This is a genomic window from Vibrio sp. 10N.222.54.E6, assembly GCF_041473955.1.
Taxonomy (GTDB): Bacteria; Pseudomonadota; Gammaproteobacteria; order Enterobacterales; family Vibrionaceae; genus Vibrio; species Vibrio tasmaniensis_A.
In genome coordinates this window covers 87,115-105,071 of record NZ_JBFRTD010000012.1, presented here as the reverse complement: position 1 = coordinate 105,071, position 17,957 = coordinate 87,115, and the positions used below count along the sequence as shown (strand labels likewise).

Below are 17,957 nucleotides of genomic sequence, written 5' to 3'. Positions count from 1 at the left end.
AGGTTGGCAATGACTGTCCTTGCCCCGTGAACTAATAGTGTTCGTAAGTATTTGTCGCCGTGTTTGGTTATTCGACCTAAGCGAGGCTTTCCTCCCGTCGAATATTGCTTTGGTACGAGTCCTAGCCAAGCAGAAAAATCACGGCTTTTATCAAATTGAGTGCCATTGCCTATCGAAGCGAGTATCGCAGTCGCGGTTTGAGGTCCAATGCCCCGAACCTTCATCACTCGTTGAACATTAGTGCTGACCTTAGCAAAAGAATCGAAGACTTGTTCAGTATCGGCGATACGTTGATTCAATTCTCCAAGGTGGTGATAAGCATCGGCAATCACCGTTCTTGCGAGGTGTGGCAGTTCATTTTCTGCGTCTTCCAGCATTAAGGGAACCTGTTTCATTAACGAAGAGCGGCCAACAGGAATGACCAACCCGAATTCAGAGAGTAGGGCACGCATGCGATTCATAAGCGCGGTACGTTCACGAACCCAATGCTCTCTCATTCTATGTACCGATAAGATGGCTTGTTGCTCGGGGGATTTTACGGGTACAAAGCGAGTTGATGGTCGCTGAACAGCTTCGCATATGGCAACAGCATCATTAAGGTCGTTTTTTCCCTTAGTTCGATAAGGAATTACGTATTTAACGGCCATAATGCGGGCGTCGTGACCGAGTGTATTGAGTGTTCTTGCCCAATAATGTGCACCACCACACGCTTCAACGCCTATACGCATGAGTGGCATATTTGCTATTGTAGTCAGTAGTTTAGAGCGAGTTACTGACTTATGAAGTATGACCTTACCATTTTGGTCTACGGCATGAAGACTAAAGTGGTTTTTAGCTAGGTCGATACCGCAGAAATAAGAATAATCAGACATGGTGCCTCCGATGCATTTAAGTACCACATAAGTGTGGCAGATCTTCGGTAGGGGGAATCCATGTCATTCGTTAGCACGTTTTTTAAGTTAATTATAAAAAGGGTAGTATGGAAATTTCAGAAAAATTAATGACTGCGATTATTGCAGGAGGCGTATCACTTTTTGTTGCTTTGATTAGTTTTGTTACGAATGTGTATCAAAACAATATGGCTGAGAAAAAACTTAAAACGGAAATCAAAAATAAGTTTACTGAAAAGTTGTATGAAAAGCGAATTGAGTTATATCCAAAAGCTTTTTTAATCGTTTCAAAAATACAGAAAAGAAAAGCTCCTGAACTAATTATTTCAAAAGATCTGCAAGCTAATGTGTTAACTGAGTTAAATTTATGGGCAGAAAATGAAGCAGGATTGTTTTTATCTAAGGATGTAATTAAATCATATTATTCGCTACGAAAAGAATTGGGAAATAACCCTGGCGATGGTGAAAAATATACCAAAATACAAGCAGATAAAATTTGGAAAGCACGTACGAATTTTCGTTCAGCTTTGAGGTCTGATATTGCTCTTTTACATTATAAATAATTGGAGTTGTAATGGCTAATAAGAAAAAAAATAAAGGAAAATTAGACTCACATCAAAAAAAAGGAAGTAGTTTAATTGCTCCATTTAATCAAATTCCAAACCGAAACTCTATGTCTTGGGTTAATGACCGTCTTCCTTGTATGTTGTGGGCTGGTTTATTGATTAATGGGCTTAGTAGAGATAATGCCCTAGAGGTTTTCAGAGAAATTGGAACTAAGCTAGGGTTGGAGCATAAAGGTATTGACGAAGGTGAAAAGAAAATGCCAAGAATAGGTCTTTATGGCCTTTCTATTATTGATAAAACATTAAAAAATGAATTTTTTAATGTTTTAAGTTTACACCCTGAATCAAAATCAGCTTTGAGACCACTTTTATTGTTAGATTGTCTACCAATGCGCGAAAAGTGGCTTGAATTTTGTGGAGAGGTTGATGTTAAAAAAGAAGATTGGAAAGTTTTAGCACAAACTACTGCTCTATTATTAGATCATCAGTCACAAGAAGCGACTGATTGTCGATGGGCGTATTTATTACCGAGTGTAAATTCAGGTATGTTAGTGCTACAAAATGAAGAACAATATAAAGAGTTTCAAGAATATCCATATTATCAAGACCAAAGAAAAGTTAGGCCATTTATCCGAAGTACTGAAATGTCGATCAGTAATACGGTATTAGAAAATGATAGTTATAAAACAGATAAAGAAATATATTCAAGAGCGTTTTGGGCTGAATGTAAAAATAAAACAGATTGTTTTATTTCGTCACCAGCTAAATATGAAGCTTCATTTAATATTACAAAAACACTTGAAAGTATAGAAAGTTGTTGGGGTGAGCTTAGTCAGCACTTTGTGGAAACTGATACTTTTACACATGTACAGGCTAAAAGGGATGCTTCATTTGGATTTTGTTTTTATGCGTTAACTATCTCTAGGGAAGGATTATTGTCTTCGGGGATAATGGTAACATCTAAATTTTCATTAAGAGTATTAGCTGAACTATATATTACATTCTCATACTTGGTTGCTACTAATGATAAGAAAATGTGGGATGTATATCGTACATATGGGTCAAGCCAAGCAAAATTAACATTTATTAAGCTAGAGGAAGTTTTAGAGGATAAGCCTGAATATTTGAAAAAATCACAAATTGAAAGTTTAGCTAATGAAGATATCTATATGGATTTTCAAGATATTGAACTAGGCAATTGGGCTAAAATCGACCTGAGAAAAATGTCGATTATAGGCAAATGTAAAGATATATACGATGCATATTACTCATGGCCTTCAACGTATGCTCATGGGCAATGGTGTGCTGTTCGAGATACCGTTTTTACGACATGTTTGAATCCGTTGCACAGACTACATCGTGTACCATTGCCTCGACCTAAATATGAAGATCACGCAGAGAAAGATTTAGTCAAATTAACTAACATGACGCTCGATTTATTAAATAAAATATATCCGACGTTTGAACACAGATTATTATTAGTCCGCGATGAAACGTGCTAACAAATGCATCAATACGATTTGCTACATTCGGCATTCTGGGTTTCTTTGAGTTTACCGTGTTAAGTGGTAAATTTGAGCTTAATCTGCATGGTAGCAAACGTGTTATGCAGGCGTTAGGCAAATAGGAATAAATATGGATATTGCTGTACTAACTTTTAACGGATTTAATGAACTGGATTCATTTATAGCTGCGGGCATTTTGAACCGCATGAAAGACGCCGGTTGGAATGTGCAAATAACGAGTCCATCTCAATACGTCACTTCAATGAACGGAGTGACAATCAAATCTCAACAGCCTCTCGAGTTTGCTAACCAAGCCAACGTCGTATTATTTGGCAGTGGTGCACTAACGTGCGATATTGCGAAAGACAGAGATATACTTTCAAGGCTAAAGCTAAACCCTGAAACTCAGTTAATTGGTGGACAATGTTCAGGTACGTTGCTCATGTCAGTACTTGGTTTACTGCATCAAATACCAGCTTGTACCGATTTAACAACGAAACCTTGGGTTGTCGAATCAGGAGTTACCGTTTTAGACCAACCCTTTTATGCTAAAGGTAATCTTGCGACAGCAGGTGGTTGTTTGTCATCAAAGTACTTGGCTACCTGGGTAATTAGCAAGTTGTCGAGTAGGGCGGATGCTGAATCGGCAATTCATTATGTCGCGCCAGTCGGTGAAAAAGAAAGCACGGTTCAGCACTGTATGTCAGTAGTCGGTGCGTATCTGTAAATTTTGCCTAACAAACAACTATAGTGCCAATAGCTAAATTTTGGCGCTGTTTCCATCCCATATAGCCCTATCTATCATCAACCATTTCAGAGCGTTAAATGGTCGGTCACCACAATCTGTAGAGGGAAAGTGCATTGAAGTTAACGAATAAACTCGTACGTTACCCGCACATTGATGTTGATCGTGCGTTTGAAAAAGAAGCTGAGTTATTGCAGCAAATACAGGCCGGTGAAATTGCGCAAGCCTTAATGCTTTGGCAAGCAAAAACGCCGACACTTGTTTTGCCTGCGGGTAAAAAGTGGCCAGTGACGTTAGAGTCTAGAAAGCAACTTGCGGCACAAGGCTGGCAACTTACCTCGCGTAAAACAGGTGGCGCTCCCGTTCCTCAATTGCCGGGGATCATTAACCTGTCGCACATCTACCATTGGCCTCGTGATGAAGCTTACAACATCCAAAAAGCGTATCTACATCTGTGCAATGTCTTAACCCTGTTTTTTAAAGAACTAGGTGTCGATGTGGATGTACACGCGACTCCTGGCTCTTATTGTGATGGTGACTACAACCTCAATATCAATAAACAAAAAATAGTGGGTACTGCACAACGTGTATTGCTTAAACAAGGGGGCGGCCAAATCGTACTTTCGCAAGCTTGTATCTTGTTGGATGTCGACCTAGAGAACATCGTTGCGGCCGTGAATTTTTATAATCAAGTTTGTGGAAATCCAACCGTGGTGGATGCGCAAGTTCATACTCCCTTGTCCGCGCATTTGACGAGCCTTCCCAACGTAGATTCACTCTTTCAGCAGTTAAGCCAAGCTTTCATCAAGTATGCGTAATGCCTTCCTTTGGCTAACGCACAGCTCGCTTTGGGTTTAGGAAGGCCAACTTCTCGCTTATCCCTTCTCTTTATAGATCGCTGGCTTGATATCCAACAGTGGTGTGTTGTTCAAGCAGTCCAAGCCTCTCACGGTTACGGTGCCATTCTCGATTTTTTCAATCGGTAGCACGGCGGCACCGATTGGGTTTGGCCTGTGCGGTGAACGTAGTGCGAAGGTGCCTTTGGTCGGTGTTTCTTCATACCAGCTTTGTATCAGTTCATCTCGATTCGCGCCTTCTAACCAATACAAGATCAAGATGTGGTCGCCGGTGTTTAAGCCTTGTAAACCCGGCTGAAACGCGTTGTCTAACTTGATTTCACCGAGAGGGCCGTTGTCCGGTTGGATATTATTCGGGCAATCCGAAGCCGAGTGATAAGGCGTGGCAATTCGGCCAATAAATTGCAGTTCTGCAGACATCTTCAGCTCCTATTTAGTTCTTTATTTATCTCTTTATTAATCGATTTATTTGTCATCGTTTTTCATGGTCACTAAGGTGTAGATGAAGATCGTAATCAAGATCACCACACCGCCGATAATACTGGTCGTTGGCGGAATTTCGGTGAAGAAGATAAACGCCCAAACTGGTGCTAATACAGTTTCCAACATCAGAGTCATTGATACCTCTGGCGCGGTAATGTGGCGCGTTGCGACCATAGATAACACTCTGCCGACAGGTGCCGTAAACAAGCCCATCATGCCCATGATTAACCACGTTTCAACGCTGTAGCTTGATGGCGTTGCGAAGAAAAACATCACAACCGCTAGCAACAAACCACCTAGGCCCACACTCGCCAATCGGCTGACGTCTTGATATTTACGCAGCAAGGTAAACATCATAGATAAACAGATCACTGCGAATACCGCCAACGCATCGCCCATCCAATTGCCTGAAGAAAATGAACCTGAAACCACAATCGTAATACCAATCATCACCGCAACAATGGCAACCAAAGTCGATCGACTAGTGGCTTCTTTCAAGATCAACCAGCTGAAAACAGCGGCAACAGCAGGGGCGGCACTAAGGATCACAAAGGTATTGGCAATCGAGGTCATCTTAATGCTGAACACCAAGCCTGAGGCACTGCCGAGCATAAGAATACCCGCAGCCAACAATGGCCAACCGCTCTGAATCACAGCTTTACGTATTCCGCGTTTGTCGTTGAACTTAAGCAAAATCGGCATCGAGATCGCGCTGAATAAGCCGAACAAAAAGGCAGTATCGAATCCACTGACACCGGCATAACGAATGAAGATTGGATCAATACTCATTAACACGGCACCTGCGATCGCGAGGGTAAAGCCGAGGGTTCGTGTGCTTCTTGCTTCAGTTTTAGGGAGGTTCATTGTCGTCATTTCTCTATCCAATTATCTATTACCAATAAATCATACCAGCGAGTATGATTTTAAGAATTGGTTGAGTCAACACAAATCATACTTTAAAGTATGATCTCTGTTTTGGGGTGGATGAAGTAATGAGTAAGATTGAGCAGAACAAAGAGAAGAAACGACTCGCGATTTTAAAAGCTGCTAAAGCTGTTTTTTTAGCTGAAGGTTTTACGCTCGCGAGCATGGATGTGATCGCAAGCGAAGCCCAGATGACTAAACAAACGCTCTATCGATATTTCTCATCAAAAGATGTGTTGTTCAAAGCGACATTGCAGCAAATGGGGGCTCAGTTTGATGAGCTTTCTGTCGAGCAGTTAAAAATCTCTGATAATTATCAGGCATTGTATGGGTTCGCTACGGCCTTTTTGGCGTTTCATTTGTCGGACGAACATATCGCTACGTTGAAGCTATTGATTGCAGAAAGCGGTAAGTCTCCCGCTATCTTGGAAAGCTTTATGTCGGTAGGTGAAAACGAAACCGATATTGCACTCGCTCAGTTTTTCAAGGATAGGTTTGATACCGAAGATGTCGCCACTAAGGTTACTCTTTGGACGGGAATGCTATTAAGCTTGAGAAGCGGCGTGTTGATGGGGATGCCAAAACCAAACCTACAAGATATTGAGCAACATGCTCGCGTAAGTACGGAGTTTTTGTTGGCTGCGCTGAATACAGATTGATGTTGTGGAGTGCTCCTAAATACGGAGCTCTCATTGTATCTGACTAGTGAGCGTGGCATTGGCTAGAGCAGTTCTGTAAGTAACTGGTCGAGAGTCGTCATCAGTTTCTGATTTTTCCCCGTATTTAATGCATCAGCATGAGGGGCTTTAAATAGCCCCGAATCATTATCAAAATACTTCCCTGAAGCGTTAGAAAACTCTTCCGATAGTGCGGCTCGGCATAAGATATCAGCGCCAATCCCTAAGTCATTACCTTCCAAACCATACGCATCTTTAACCAATTTACTGCCAAGAAATGAGGCCGGATTAACGGGAATGATTAGAGGCCCTTGATCTCTTAATTGGTGCGCTAGATGGATTGACCACATCGTTAACGCCAACTTACTTTGTGCGTAGATGGGGCCATCTAAAGCGTCAGGATTTGGGCTGACAAGTGCCTCGAGATCGACCGATGACTGAGCGGCTGAAGATAGATTGACGATGCGACCGTTGGCATCAAAAAGTGGTAGCAGCTTTTGAGTCAGTAAATAAGGGGCAATGGTGTTCACAACAAAACGTACATCAAGGTTGTCTGAGGTGGTGACTTCCGAAACCTTGTATACGCCAGCATTGTTAATGAGTACATCGAGCTGTTCATGCTTCGACTTTATTTGGTTGGCGAGGGCTTTAACTTCAGAAAGAGAAGAGAGATCAGCAACATAATTTTCGATAATCGCATCCTTGGATAATCGAGAAAGGCCGGCTTCTACTTTGCTGAGTTTTGTTGGGTTACGTCCATGGATAAGGATGTGATGCCCTTGTTGGGCTAACATTTTCGCGGTCTCTAAACCGATACCATCTGTCGCACCTGTAATCATGATCTTTTTTCGCATCTTCCTTCCTTGAATAAAGAGTCCGGACAACTTTTATAACAAAGTTTGATTGCACAAAGTTTCTACTACTTCACATGCTGAGATATAGAAAGTACGGATGTGTATTACGATTGAGAAACCGTGAAACAAGGGTGTGGCTTTTCATTTTATTTTCTTGATATCGAGTAAAGCTCAAATCAAAAAAGCCTCAACCAGTTTAATGGTTGAGGCTTGGTCGTATTAGCCTTGTTTCAGCCTATTTAGGCCAGTTTGACGTTGTAATTATTTTACCTAAGAGCTGCTTAGTGAGCGTGCTCGTGTGAATCTTGGTACAACTCAGCGTCGACTTCTTCGCCTTTGTTTGGACGAGGAACAATCTCAAAAGAGGTGTCAGCTTCTGTCAATGAAGACAGCAGTTTGTTCAACGATGTTTTGTCTCCTTTCACGCCCGCTTGGCCATCTTCCAATAATTGGTTGAGTGTCGTTTTCTTCAGTACGATGTCTGATACATCTGATTTGTTGATGACCAGTGTGGTATCGGCATCTTGCAGTTCGCTCACTTGAATGTTGTTCAGGTTGCCATTCGACATCTCTACGTAGTAGAACTCTTTCACATCAGGTAATTGGATATTCATGGTAAACGGCGTGTCTTGCGCCTTCAATGAGTCCACTTTTACCGCTAAGTAATCCAGCAAGTTTTCGATGGTCATGTTCGCCAATACATCCGGAGAAGCCGTTTTTGGTGCACCCGGTTGTGTGCCGATACGCAGTTCTTGAGCACCTGTTAGATAGATGTTTCTCCACCCTGCGCCTTCTGATTGGTAGCCTAGCTGTTCATAAGTATCGGCCAGTAAACCACGCGCTTTTTTGTTCTCAGGTTCCGCTTGGACAACCTTGTTCAGTGCCGTTGCAACGAAGCGATATTCACCTTCTTGGAAATCTTGCTGCGCTTTCTCAATCACCGCGTCACTGCCACCCATGTATTCAACAAACTTAACTGACTCTGGGTGAATTTGTAGTGGGTTCAGATTGGCTGGGTTCATGTCGAAGTAACCAAGGTACATGTTGTACACCGCACGAGCATTGTGAGAGTAAGTACCGTGGTAACCATTGGTGTGCCAAGACTGTTGAATGCTGTCTGGCAGGACTTTGTAGATCTCGTCGCCAATGTCTTGCAGAACAACACCATTGTTCGCAAGGCGAAGTGTTTGGTTATGAGTGAAACCGTAAGCGTCACGCTGCATTTTTAGGTAGTCAGAGATTTCTTGTTCGCCCCAAATTGGCGATGAGTGAGAGGCAAATAGCACCTCGGTATCTTCACCCCAAGTGACCAACATCTCGTTGATTTTCTTAGACCACTTCAAGCCATCACGTACTTTTGCACCACGCAATGTGTAGAGGTTGTGCATGCCTTGATACGTTAGCTCACCAGTCCAAAGTGCCTTCATGCTCGGAATGTAGGTCACCATTTCTGATGCCGCTTCAGTGCCTGATGCATCCATGAATTGCATCTCTAGACCATCGATAACCAGCGTTTCAATTTCTTCGTTATGGTTAAGTTCGTAATCCGGCAATACGTAAGTAATGGTGCCAGTCGACAAGCCTTTCGCGAGTGCCGCATCCACAATACCGTGCTCATGACGATTCAGTGTTGCGCCATATTGATAAGCGGTACGTCGAGACATCGCATTACCTGCCAGTACGTTTTCGTCGACGATTTCTTTAGTGATGTTTTTAGAACCGTACACTTTTACGTCTGGGTAAGCTTCTTTGATTGCTCGTGCACCGCCAAAGTGATCGGCATGTGAGTGTGAGTAAATCATCGCTACGACAGGTAAGTCGCCACCATCAGGCACGTTGTTCTTGAAGAACTTTAATGACTTAGCCGCGGATTCTTTTGTGAGAAGAACGTCGTAAGCAATCCAACCATTGTCACTGCGGATGAAAGAAATAGACGCTAAATCGGCACCACGTACTTGGTAAACCTTACCCGGGACAACTTCGTACAAACCTTCAGCAGCTTGGTTCAGCACGGCTTGACGCCAAAGCGAAGGGTTTACTGAATCGGGTGCTTGATCGGCATTGTTCACGCTAGGGTCTATGAAGTTGAAGCTGTTGCGAATAATATCGCCAGTTTCTTGATCGAAGCTCGCGATCAACCCTTTGTTGTTATTGTCGAACGCGCGAGTGTCTTCGAAGTTCAGCGTTTTCGCGAATTCTTGGTTTGCTTTCGTCGTCATCTCAGTCGCGTCTTTGCCACCTTGATCGCCTATATCGCTAAAGTGTGCGTGGTCATGGTTAGCTGCAATAGCAGGAAACGCAAGAGAGATTGCTAGGAACAGTGATGCATTTTTGAAAGTGCGTGATGGAGTCATAGGTGCCTCTTCAATTCGGGATTTCGTTTCGTTGAGGAAATTATATGCCTAAGACATATAGCAAAAAATAAAGTAAGCTTTAGTTAACACATCACGATTAGCTATGTATTGAGTCGTACTATGGTTAGGGAACGAAGATAAAACCTGACCTATGATTGATAAGACGACATTGATAGAGAGAATACGGTGAGCGACATGGAAAAGTTGGATTTAAATCTACTGAGCGTGTTCTTAGAAGTGTACCGATTAAAGTCGATCACGCTTGCATCAGAATCGCTTGGTATGACTCAACCTGGAGTCAGCGGCGCTTTGAAACGGCTTCAAGCACAATTGGGTACAGACCTTTTTATTCGAGAGGGTAGAGGTATAACGCCGACCAATGCAGCGATGCAGTTGGCGTTACGTGTAGAGCCCGCATTGGACGGGATAACCAGCGCGGTCAGCACGCTAAAGCAGTTCGATAATCAGCAGCATCATGTGTTTCGAATTTTGGTCAACGAGATCGGTTTAACCAAGCTTCAGCCCCTTGTGGAAAAGGACGAGACGCTTGGTAACATCTCAATTGAATTCAATATGGTGCCAAGCAATGAAGAAGATCTGCTGCAGAGTTTGAGCATGCAGCAAGCCGACTTAGCGATCGATATTCACTACCCACAAGTGAATGGCTATATGAACCAGCAAGTGATTGAAGATGAGCTCGTGCTGATCGCCAAGAAAGGGCATCCAAGGATTGATGGATCGGTAACGGAAGCGCAGTATTATCATGAGAAACACATCACCTTCAGAATGCGTCGCTCTCACCTTTACACCGCGGATTACTTTACAAAAAATCCGATACAGCAGCGAAAAGTCAGTTCCGAATGTGATTCATTGATGACGATGTGTGTGTTGGTCTCTGGCTCCGACTGTGTTGGTAGTACATCTAGAGGTTTTGCTAATCAGTTTGCGGAGCGATTCCAACTGCAAGTACTCGAGCAGCCTTTTGAGGTATTGCCCATGAAACAGTATATGATTTGGCATAAACGAACAGACTTAAACCCGGCACATCAATGGTTAAGAACCAAGATTCAACAATACATGACGAGCTCTCAAAGCTGTTAACGATTCAATGAAAAACGGCTTCCATTTGGAGGCCGTTTTTGTCTCTGTTACTTGAGGGTTTTAATTAGGTTTTTTGGATTCAATCAACTTATTGTGCGCGTTTCTGACGAGCGGCTTTGAGCATTTTCATTGGCGACATTCCTGTCACCAACATGGTGCCGGTGATAACCAGAATTGAACCAACAATCGTATTGATGCCAATTGCTTCATCTAAGAATAAGTTACCCCAGAGAATACCAAATACCGGAATGATGAAGGTCACGGACAGGGCTGAAGGTGCGCCGAGTTCAGAGACGAGATTGAAGTAAAGTAGATACGCTAACCCAGTACATACCGCGCCTAATAAGATAACCGATGTAGTGATCGTAACGTCGGGTGTTTCTCTCATCGGAATAAAGAATACAAATGGCAAAACCAGCAACACCGCTGCCCACATGCTGCCATGGGCATTGTTGAATGCCTCAACTTTAGGGGCTTGTTTCGTATAGTTTGACGCTATTCCGTAGCTAAAGGCCGCCATCACTGCTGCAAAGATAGGAAGCATAGCCTCGCGGCCAATGTTCATCGCATCCCAACCGACTAACACGCCAACTCCCGTTACCCCAATCCCAAGTCCCAATAAAACTTTCGCCTCGAGTGCTGTTTTGGTCCATATCGCACCAATGATTGCCGCCCATATTGGCGCGGTAGAGTTCAAGATGGCGAGTGTCGAGGCGTTAAGTGTCTGCGCGGAATAAGCGAAAAGCAAAAAAGGAAGTGTGGTGTTAAACAGCCCGAGAATGAAGAAGTGTTTAGCGTGATCATGAAAAGAGAGCTTCTTTTTTAAATAGAAAGAAACTAAAAGCAGAGTAAGTGCTGCAAACAGAACTCGCGCTTCAATCAAGACTGCGGGCCCTAATGGATTGGCCGCCATTCTCATGAAAAGAAACGAGCCTCCCCATATAGCCGCAAGTAGTATCAGTTTTAAAAAGCTCACAGTTTGAATCTCTGATTGTGTAAAACCTGACTATGGAGGAAAGATAACTATTACACAAACATAGATACCAATACTGTGCAGCTAATTGTTGGCATTTTGATAACGGAACTGACTATTAAATAGGAACACTTTTGATGAATTATGTTCTGTTTATCCTTCCTTGTCTGACGAGTAATCTAGTGTCATATGTAAACATTAGGTGATAAAAATGAAGATCGAACACATCGCAATTTGGACCAAACAACTCGAAGTGCTTAAACGTTTTTATGAGGATTACTTTGGTGCAACGTCCAACCAGAAATATCACAATCCAAGCAAAGGCTTCTATTCATATTTCTTGTCTTTTGAAAGCGGTAGTCGCTTAGAGATCATGGAAATGTTCTCTGTCCCTGAATCGAAAGACGATATCTATGACCAGTTCACAGGCTTCATTCATATGGCGATATCACTAGGTTCGGAACAAGCGGTCGACCAACTGACTCAACGCTTGGTCGAAGACGGCTATGAGCGCTTAGATGGCCCAAGAAGAACAGGTGATGGCTATTATGAGAGCTGTGTGCTCGATCCTGATGGTAATCGCTTGGAACTTACCGTTTAATGTAGAGACTTAATTGAGTTACTCATCTACTAACGGAACTGAGGTATGACAATGATGAAGCTTGCTGTGACTTTCCTTTTTAGTCTTGGGCTTATGGGATGTGCTACCTCAGAACCGGTGTATGAGCAGGAGACGGACTCGAAACCTGAACCATCACAACCCATAGGTTACCTCGGTTTTAAAGCTCACCAAGAGTGGGCCATTCAATTTAACGACTGTACGGTCTATGATTTAACAGGCGCACAACCCTACCAGTGGTTTGATCGTACTTCAGCCTCTGTAAGCTGTTATGAGTTTAAGCCAAACGATGCTATCGAGCCTCTGTTGGTTTACTCCGAGGCTGACTTCAGAAGCAATAAACTCACTCCGATTAATCGCTTTCAAGAGTTGCAGGTATCAGAATCAGGCTGGGGCATTTTTCCTGCCGTCTACGAGACCAACGGCACCAATTGGCTGAAAGTCAAAGAGGGTTGGATTCACCTCACACTAGCCGATCAGACTTTGGTTCAGTTCTATCCCGGAACTCAAGACCAATCTAGCAAACACACACATGATCAATATTTTGAAGAGCACTGATCGTAACGCTGACTTTTGATTAGTCTGTAGTTCGATCAGAAAAAGATCGTTTAGTCATTGCTGAAACCGGTTTCAATCTGTATCTTTGCTTTTATTGAAATCGGTTTCAGGGCTGTAATGAGCTCTCTAATCCTGATCTTTTTCACGAATAACTTGTAGCGAGTAATGGTATGAACAACGAATTTCCGAACGATTTTTTATGGGGTGGTGCGGTTGCAGCACATCAACTAGAAGGCGGCTGGGATGCGAATGGTAAAGGTGTCAGTGTTGTTGATGTTTTAACAGCGGGCGCTCATGGTGTACAACGTCGAATCACTGACGGCGTGATCGACGGCGAAAACTACCCAAACCAAGTCGCTGTTGATTTCTACCATCGATACAAAGAAGACATTAAGTTATTTTCTGAGATGGGCTTTAAGTGCTTCCGAACCAGTATTGCTTGGACGCGTATTTTCCCAAATGGCGATGAAGCCGAGCCGTGTGAAGCGGGTTTAGCGTTTTACGATGATTTGTTTGATGAGCTGTTGAAATACGATATTCAGCCAGTGGTAACACTGAGTCACTTTGAAATGCCTTACCACCTAGCTAACGAATATGGCGGCTGGATGAACCGAAAAGTGATCGACTTCTTCGTTAAGTACTCGACTACGGTAATGGAACGCTACCAGCACAAGGTGAAGTACTGGATGACGTTTAACGAGATAAATAACCAGATGAACACTTCGGCAGACATCTTCGGTTGGTTGTGCTCTGGTGTTAAGTTCCCGCAATGTGAAAAGCCGCAAGAAGCCATGTATCAAGCGGTTCACCATCAGTTTGTTGCAAGTGCTTTGGTGGTTAAGAAAGGTCACGAGATCAACCCAGAACTTCAGATTGGTGCAATGTGTGCGATGGTGCCTTTCTATCCTCGTTCTTCAAAGCCAGAAGATATCATGGTGGCACAGCAAGCGATGCGTGATCGTTACTTCTTCTCAGATGTGATGGTTCGTGGTCATTACCCAAATTACGCTAAGCGTGACTGGGCAATCAAAGGCTTCAATATTGAAATGCAGCCAGAAGATGAGCAAATCTTGAAAGAAGGTAAAGCGGATTACTTAGGCTTTAGCTACTACATGTCGAATACCTTGGATTCTTCTTCGCATCAGTCAACCGAAGAAGCGATGGACGGCGGTCATGAGAACTCGGTCGATAACCCATTTATCCAGTCTAGCGATTGGGGCTGGCCAATTGATCCAACAGGTTTACGTTTCTGTTTAGCGTCTCTGTATGAACGTTATGAAGTGCCATTGTTTATTGTTGAGAACGGTTTTGGCGCTGTTGATACCATTGAAGAAGATGGCAGCATTAATGATGACTACCGCATTGCTTACCTTGGTGACCACATCAAAGAGATGAAAAAAGCCGTAGCGATTGATGGCGTTGACTTGATGGGCTACACCCCTTGGGGCTGTATCGACTTAGTTTCATTCACCACGGGCGAGATGAAAAAACGCTACGGATTCATTTACGTAGATAAGCACAACGATCAATCTGGCTCACTAGAACGCAAACGCAAGAAGTCGTTCGAGTGGTATAAAGGCGTGATTGCATCTAACGGTACCACTATTTAGAATGCATTTCCCAGCGCAGTTATGTGAACTGTGAGCTGTCATTTTGCAATGAATTAGTCGGCCTATGTCGGCTAATTTTTTATAAAGGAAAAGAAGCGAATGGTAACCATGCTTGATGTCGCGAACCGCGCAGGCGTATCTAAATCGACCGTTTCTCGTGTCTTAAATGGCAAGAACATCGTGCGCCCAGATGTGGTGAAAAAGGTATTCGATGCGATTCAAGAAACAGGTTATCGACCGAACTTGTTGGCTCAGCAATTGGCGACCAAGAAGACCAATTTCATCGGCTTTGTAATCACCAATGAGTTGTTCAATGGCCCTTACTTTTCTTCCTTGATGTATCACGCGGCTTCTTATAGCGAAAAGTCGAACCACCAATTGGTGATCACCGATGGCAAACACAGCGCTGAAGACGAAAGAAAGGCGATCAACTTCCTGCTGGATATGAAGTGCGCGGGCATCATCATCTATCCGCAATGCTTAACCGAAAGCGAGATTGCAAAGATCATCGAAAGTACTGACACACCGATTCTGGTACTCAACCGAGAAATGCCGTCGAAGCCTAATCATGCCATTACCACCGACCATTATCAGAGCGCTTGTTTGATGGTTGAGCACATCATCGAGCAAGGCCATACCGATATTGCAGTGATTCGTGGTAAAGCCGGTTCTTCGACCGATGAGTTGCGTTACCAAGCCTATCAAGATGTGCTAACTAAACAGGGTATTGCATTGGATGAGTCCAAGGTTGTTCAAGGTGATTGGACGATGGAGAGCGGTTATCACGCGGCTCAGGCTCTGGCAAAAAGCAAAACAACATTCACTGCTATCTTGTCGGAAAACGATGACATGGCGATTGGTGCGATTAAGGCGTTAACGGATCTGGAATATTCATTGCCTCAAGATGTTTCTATCGTCGGTTTTGATAACAGCAAAGTGGGGGCGTTTTTAACGCCAAGCTTAACGTCTGTCAGTGTGCCATTAGAGCAAATGACGCAAAAGGCGATCCTGCAAATTGTCGGTGAAACAGAGCAAGCGACCACCATCAATACCACCGGCAGTTTGGTGTTACGTGATTCGATAGCGAAGCTAAATTAGCACTGTTAGAATTTCATATTTCACCTACAAAAAGTGACGAGCTGCGCATCTCTTAAACCAAGCTAAAACACTCCTTATTCACTGTTATTTAGATGTGCGATATTGCGTTTTTGGTCGATGAATTGACCACCATTAGTTAAGTAATGTGAAAACAGTTAAGTCATGTGAAACTAGCTAAGTCATGTGAAACTAGCTAAGTCATATGAAAATAGCTAAGTAATGCGAGAACAGGTAAGTAACGTGAAAACAGAAAAACAAAAAATGCTAGCAGGCGAACCTTATCAGGCTTGGGATAAAGAACTTTATGCCGCTCGTATCGAGTGTCGTAAGGTACTTCAAAAACTCAATAACAGTATTCCTGACACACCCGAATGGGAAGCAGCAACGCAAGAGCTGATTCCAGGCTGTGAAAATGCGCATTTAGAACCTCCATTTCGTTGTGATTACGGCTCGAATATCAAGCTGGGCAAGAACTTCTACGCTAACTTTAACTGCGTGATTTTGGATGTGGCTGAAGTGACTATTGGCGATAATGTACTGCTTGGTCCGAACGTTCAAATCCTGACCGCAGGCCACCCACTCGATGTGAAAGGCCGAGTTGAAGAGGGTGTTGAGTTTGGCACACCGATTAATGTTGGCGACAATGTTTGGCTTGGCGGTGGTGTAATTGTCTGCCCCGGTGTCACCATTGGCGAAAACAGCGTGATTGGCGCGGGCAGTGTGGTAACCAAAGATATCCCAGCCAATATGGTTGCAGTCGGTAACCCGTGTAAAGTGCTGAAAGCGATCGATAACGGACAATAATCAGATGTAAATGACAAAGCCCGAACCTAGGTTCGGGCTTTGTTTTTCTATCCTTGCTAGATGCTAGATGCTAGATGCTAGATGGAACAGCTTGTTGTGCTTGCTTCTTATCTAACGCACCACTGAATCGAGTCAGAACAAGAGCGATCAAAACAATCACAGCACCTACCCAAGGGGTGTTCATTAATCCAGATTTCGCAACAATCAAACCACCGCCCCATGAGCCCAATGCAATACCGACGTTGAAGGCTGCAATGTTCAACCCAGAAGCGACATCGACTGCGTCTGGTGTGTATTTCTCAGCCAGTTTCACAACATACACTTGTAGCCCCGGAACGTTACCGAATGCGAATGCACCCCAAACCAAAATGGTAGCAACAGCTGCGTAAGGGTTTACTGCGGTAAAGTTGAATACCACCAGTACTGCGGCTAAACCAGAGAAGATAACGGTCAACGCTTTAATCGGGCCCATCTTGTCGGCCATTTTTCCGCCCCAGATGTTACCCACCGCCACTGACACACCGTAAACCAACATGATGAGGCTGATTGAGCTCGAATCAAACCCTGATACGTTTTCCAGTATTGGAGCAAGGAAGGTAAAGGCTGTGAATGTGCCGCCATAACCTAGTGCTGTGATAGCGTAAACCAACAGTAATCGTGGTTGAGTTAGAACCTTTAGTTGTGCCGAAACCTTCGCCGCAGGTGGTTGCTTAAGGTTGCTTGGAACCAAGATAGCGCTACCGATAAGAGCAATAAGACCAAGCAGAGCAACGATCAAGAAGGTCGCTTGCCAGCCAAAGGTTTGGCCGATGTAAGTGCCCAGTGGTACGCCGGTTACCAATGCAACTGTTAAACCCGTAAACATGATCGCAATGGCACTGGCTGCTTTATCTTTTGAAACCAAACCTGTCGCGATGGTCGATCCAATCGAGAAGAACACACCATGGGCGAGGCCGGTCAAAATTCGTGCGGCGATCAGCGTGTTATAGCCCGGAGCTTGCCACGCCAATAAGTTACCAATGACAAACAATGCCATCACGGTCAGCAACACCGCCTTACGATTCCATTTGCCGGTTAATGCCGTTAATACTGGTGCGCCAATAGCAACGCCAAGCGCGTATAAACTGACTAATAGGCCTGCCGATGGCAGAGATACATTCAAGTCGCTCGCCATGGTAGGAATCAAGCCTACGATGACAAATTCTGTGGTTCCGATGGCAAAGGCGCTGAGCGTCAATGCAAGTAATGCTAGTGGCATAATCATCTCTCTTACTGTTCTTTGTTAAATACCGAGCGCGATAAAATGGGGCAGCTTTTGGCTGCAATAGGAGCGCTTCGT

Annotated in this window: 18 protein-coding genes; 11 read left to right on the top strand and 7 right to left on the bottom strand. The window is 43.8% G+C overall.

The annotated features are described in order from the left end of the window. On the bottom strand, positions 1 to 872 hold an 872-nt coding region (locus AB4513_RS07795), incomplete at its 3' end, for an IS110-like element ISVisp6 family transposase (RefSeq protein WP_102258624.1). A gap of 107 nt (positions 873 to 979) precedes the next feature. Here AB4513_RS07795 and AB4513_RS07790 point away from each other — a divergent pair. The 4 genes from AB4513_RS07790 to AB4513_RS07775 all read left to right on the top strand — a co-directional run bounded on the left by AB4513_RS07790 (position 980) and on the right by AB4513_RS07775 (position 4,524). After that, positions 980 to 1,453, top strand: coding sequence for a hypothetical protein (locus AB4513_RS07790; protein WP_009845954.1), 474 nt, complete (start codon positions 980 to 982; stop codon positions 1,451 to 1,453). 11 nt (positions 1,454 to 1,464) lie between these two features. Beyond that, positions 1,465 to 2,958, top strand: a complete 1,494-nt coding sequence (locus tag AB4513_RS07785; RefSeq protein WP_009845953.1) for a DUF5677 domain-containing protein — start codon at positions 1,465 to 1,467, stop codon at positions 2,956 to 2,958. A gap of 133 nt (positions 2,959 to 3,091) precedes the next feature. After that, positions 3,092 to 3,688, top strand: coding sequence for a DJ-1/PfpI family protein (locus AB4513_RS07780; RefSeq protein ID WP_009845952.1), 597 nt, complete (start codon positions 3,092 to 3,094; stop codon positions 3,686 to 3,688). Positions 3,689 to 3,822: 134 nt separating this feature from the next. Beyond that, positions 3,823 to 4,524: a lipoyl protein ligase domain-containing protein gene (locus AB4513_RS07775; protein ID WP_009845951.1), complete on the top strand. Its 702-nt coding sequence runs from the start codon at positions 3,823 to 3,825 to the stop codon at positions 4,522 to 4,524. A 57-nt stretch (positions 4,525 to 4,581) separates the two neighbouring features. Here the strand turns inward: AB4513_RS07775 and tsaA are convergent, their stop codons facing one another. Both tsaA and AB4513_RS07765 read right to left on the bottom strand, forming a co-directional pair. Beyond that, positions 4,582 to 4,983: a tRNA (N6-threonylcarbamoyladenosine(37)-N6)-methyltransferase TrmO gene (tsaA, locus tag AB4513_RS07770; RefSeq protein ID WP_009845950.1), complete on the bottom strand. Its 402-nt coding sequence runs from the start codon at positions 4,981 to 4,983 to the stop codon at positions 4,582 to 4,584. Between the two features lie 45 nt (positions 4,984 to 5,028). Then, positions 5,029 to 5,919 (bottom strand): DMT family transporter, encoded by an 891-nt coding sequence (locus tag AB4513_RS07765; protein WP_032555097.1) that lies wholly within the window; start codon positions 5,917 to 5,919, stop codon positions 5,029 to 5,031. Positions 5,920 to 6,038: 119 nt separating this feature from the next. On the opposite strand from AB4513_RS07765, the gene AB4513_RS07760 reads away from it, so the two are divergent. Next, complete coding sequence (locus AB4513_RS07760) at positions 6,039 to 6,629, top strand: TetR/AcrR family transcriptional regulator (protein ID WP_009845948.1); 591 nt, start codon at positions 6,039 to 6,041, stop codon at positions 6,627 to 6,629. 62 nt (positions 6,630 to 6,691) lie between these two features. Here the strand turns inward: AB4513_RS07760 and AB4513_RS07755 are convergent, their stop codons facing one another. Next, the gene (locus AB4513_RS07755) at positions 6,692 to 7,501 is read right to left on the bottom strand and encodes an SDR family NAD(P)-dependent oxidoreductase (RefSeq protein WP_009845947.1); all 810 of its coding nucleotides are present in this window, start codon (positions 7,499 to 7,501) and stop codon (positions 6,692 to 6,694) included. Positions 7,502 to 7,782: 281 nt separating this feature from the next. Continuing rightward, entirely contained in the window at positions 7,783 to 9,855 is a 2,073-nt protein-coding gene (locus AB4513_RS07750; protein ID WP_009845946.1) for an alkyl/aryl-sulfatase, read from the bottom strand. Positions 9,856 to 10,041: 186 nt separating this feature from the next. On the opposite strand from AB4513_RS07750, the gene AB4513_RS07745 reads away from it, so the two are divergent. Then, positions 10,042 to 10,956 carry a LysR family transcriptional regulator gene (locus AB4513_RS07745; RefSeq protein ID WP_032555096.1) on the top strand — a complete coding sequence of 305 codons (915 nt, stop codon included), beginning with the start codon at positions 10,042 to 10,044 and terminating at the stop codon, positions 10,954 to 10,956. Between the two features lie 88 nt (positions 10,957 to 11,044). On the opposite strand, the gene AB4513_RS07740 is transcribed toward AB4513_RS07745, so the two are convergent. After that, a complete protein-coding gene (locus tag AB4513_RS07740) occupies positions 11,045 to 11,875 on the bottom strand; it encodes a DMT family transporter (protein WP_032555164.1) in 831 nt (276 codons plus the stop codon). A gap of 265 nt (positions 11,876 to 12,140) precedes the next feature. On the opposite strand from AB4513_RS07740, the gene AB4513_RS07735 reads away from it, so the two are divergent. The 5 genes from AB4513_RS07735 (at position 12,141) to AB4513_RS07715 (ending at position 16,618) form a co-directional block, all read left to right on the top strand. Then, positions 12,141 to 12,530 carry a VOC family protein gene (locus tag AB4513_RS07735; protein WP_009845943.1) on the top strand — a complete coding sequence of 130 codons (390 nt, stop codon included), beginning with the start codon at positions 12,141 to 12,143 and terminating at the stop codon, positions 12,528 to 12,530. 51 nt (positions 12,531 to 12,581) lie between these two features. Further along, positions 12,582 to 13,106 carry a hypothetical protein gene (locus AB4513_RS07730; RefSeq protein WP_032555163.1) on the top strand — a complete coding sequence of 175 codons (525 nt, stop codon included), beginning with the start codon at positions 12,582 to 12,584 and terminating at the stop codon, positions 13,104 to 13,106. A 170-nt stretch (positions 13,107 to 13,276) separates the two neighbouring features. Continuing rightward, the gene (locus AB4513_RS07725) at positions 13,277 to 14,716 is read left to right on the top strand and encodes a 6-phospho-beta-glucosidase (RefSeq protein ID WP_009845941.1); all 1,440 of its coding nucleotides are present in this window, start codon (positions 13,277 to 13,279) and stop codon (positions 14,714 to 14,716) included. Positions 14,717 to 14,815: 99 nt separating this feature from the next. Then, positions 14,816 to 15,814 carry a LacI family DNA-binding transcriptional regulator gene (locus AB4513_RS07720; protein ID WP_009845940.1) on the top strand — a complete coding sequence of 333 codons (999 nt, stop codon included), beginning with the start codon at positions 14,816 to 14,818 and terminating at the stop codon, positions 15,812 to 15,814. Between the two features lie 240 nt (positions 15,815 to 16,054). Next, positions 16,055 to 16,618, top strand: coding sequence for a sugar O-acetyltransferase (locus tag AB4513_RS07715; RefSeq protein WP_032555162.1), 564 nt, complete (start codon positions 16,055 to 16,057; stop codon positions 16,616 to 16,618). 70 nt (positions 16,619 to 16,688) lie between these two features. Here the strand turns inward: AB4513_RS07715 and AB4513_RS07710 are convergent, their stop codons facing one another. Then, positions 16,689 to 17,876 carry an MFS transporter gene (locus AB4513_RS07710; RefSeq protein ID WP_009845938.1) on the bottom strand — a complete coding sequence of 396 codons (1,188 nt, stop codon included), beginning with the start codon at positions 17,874 to 17,876 and terminating at the stop codon, positions 16,689 to 16,691. Positions 17,877 to 17,957: the final 81 nt, after the last annotated feature.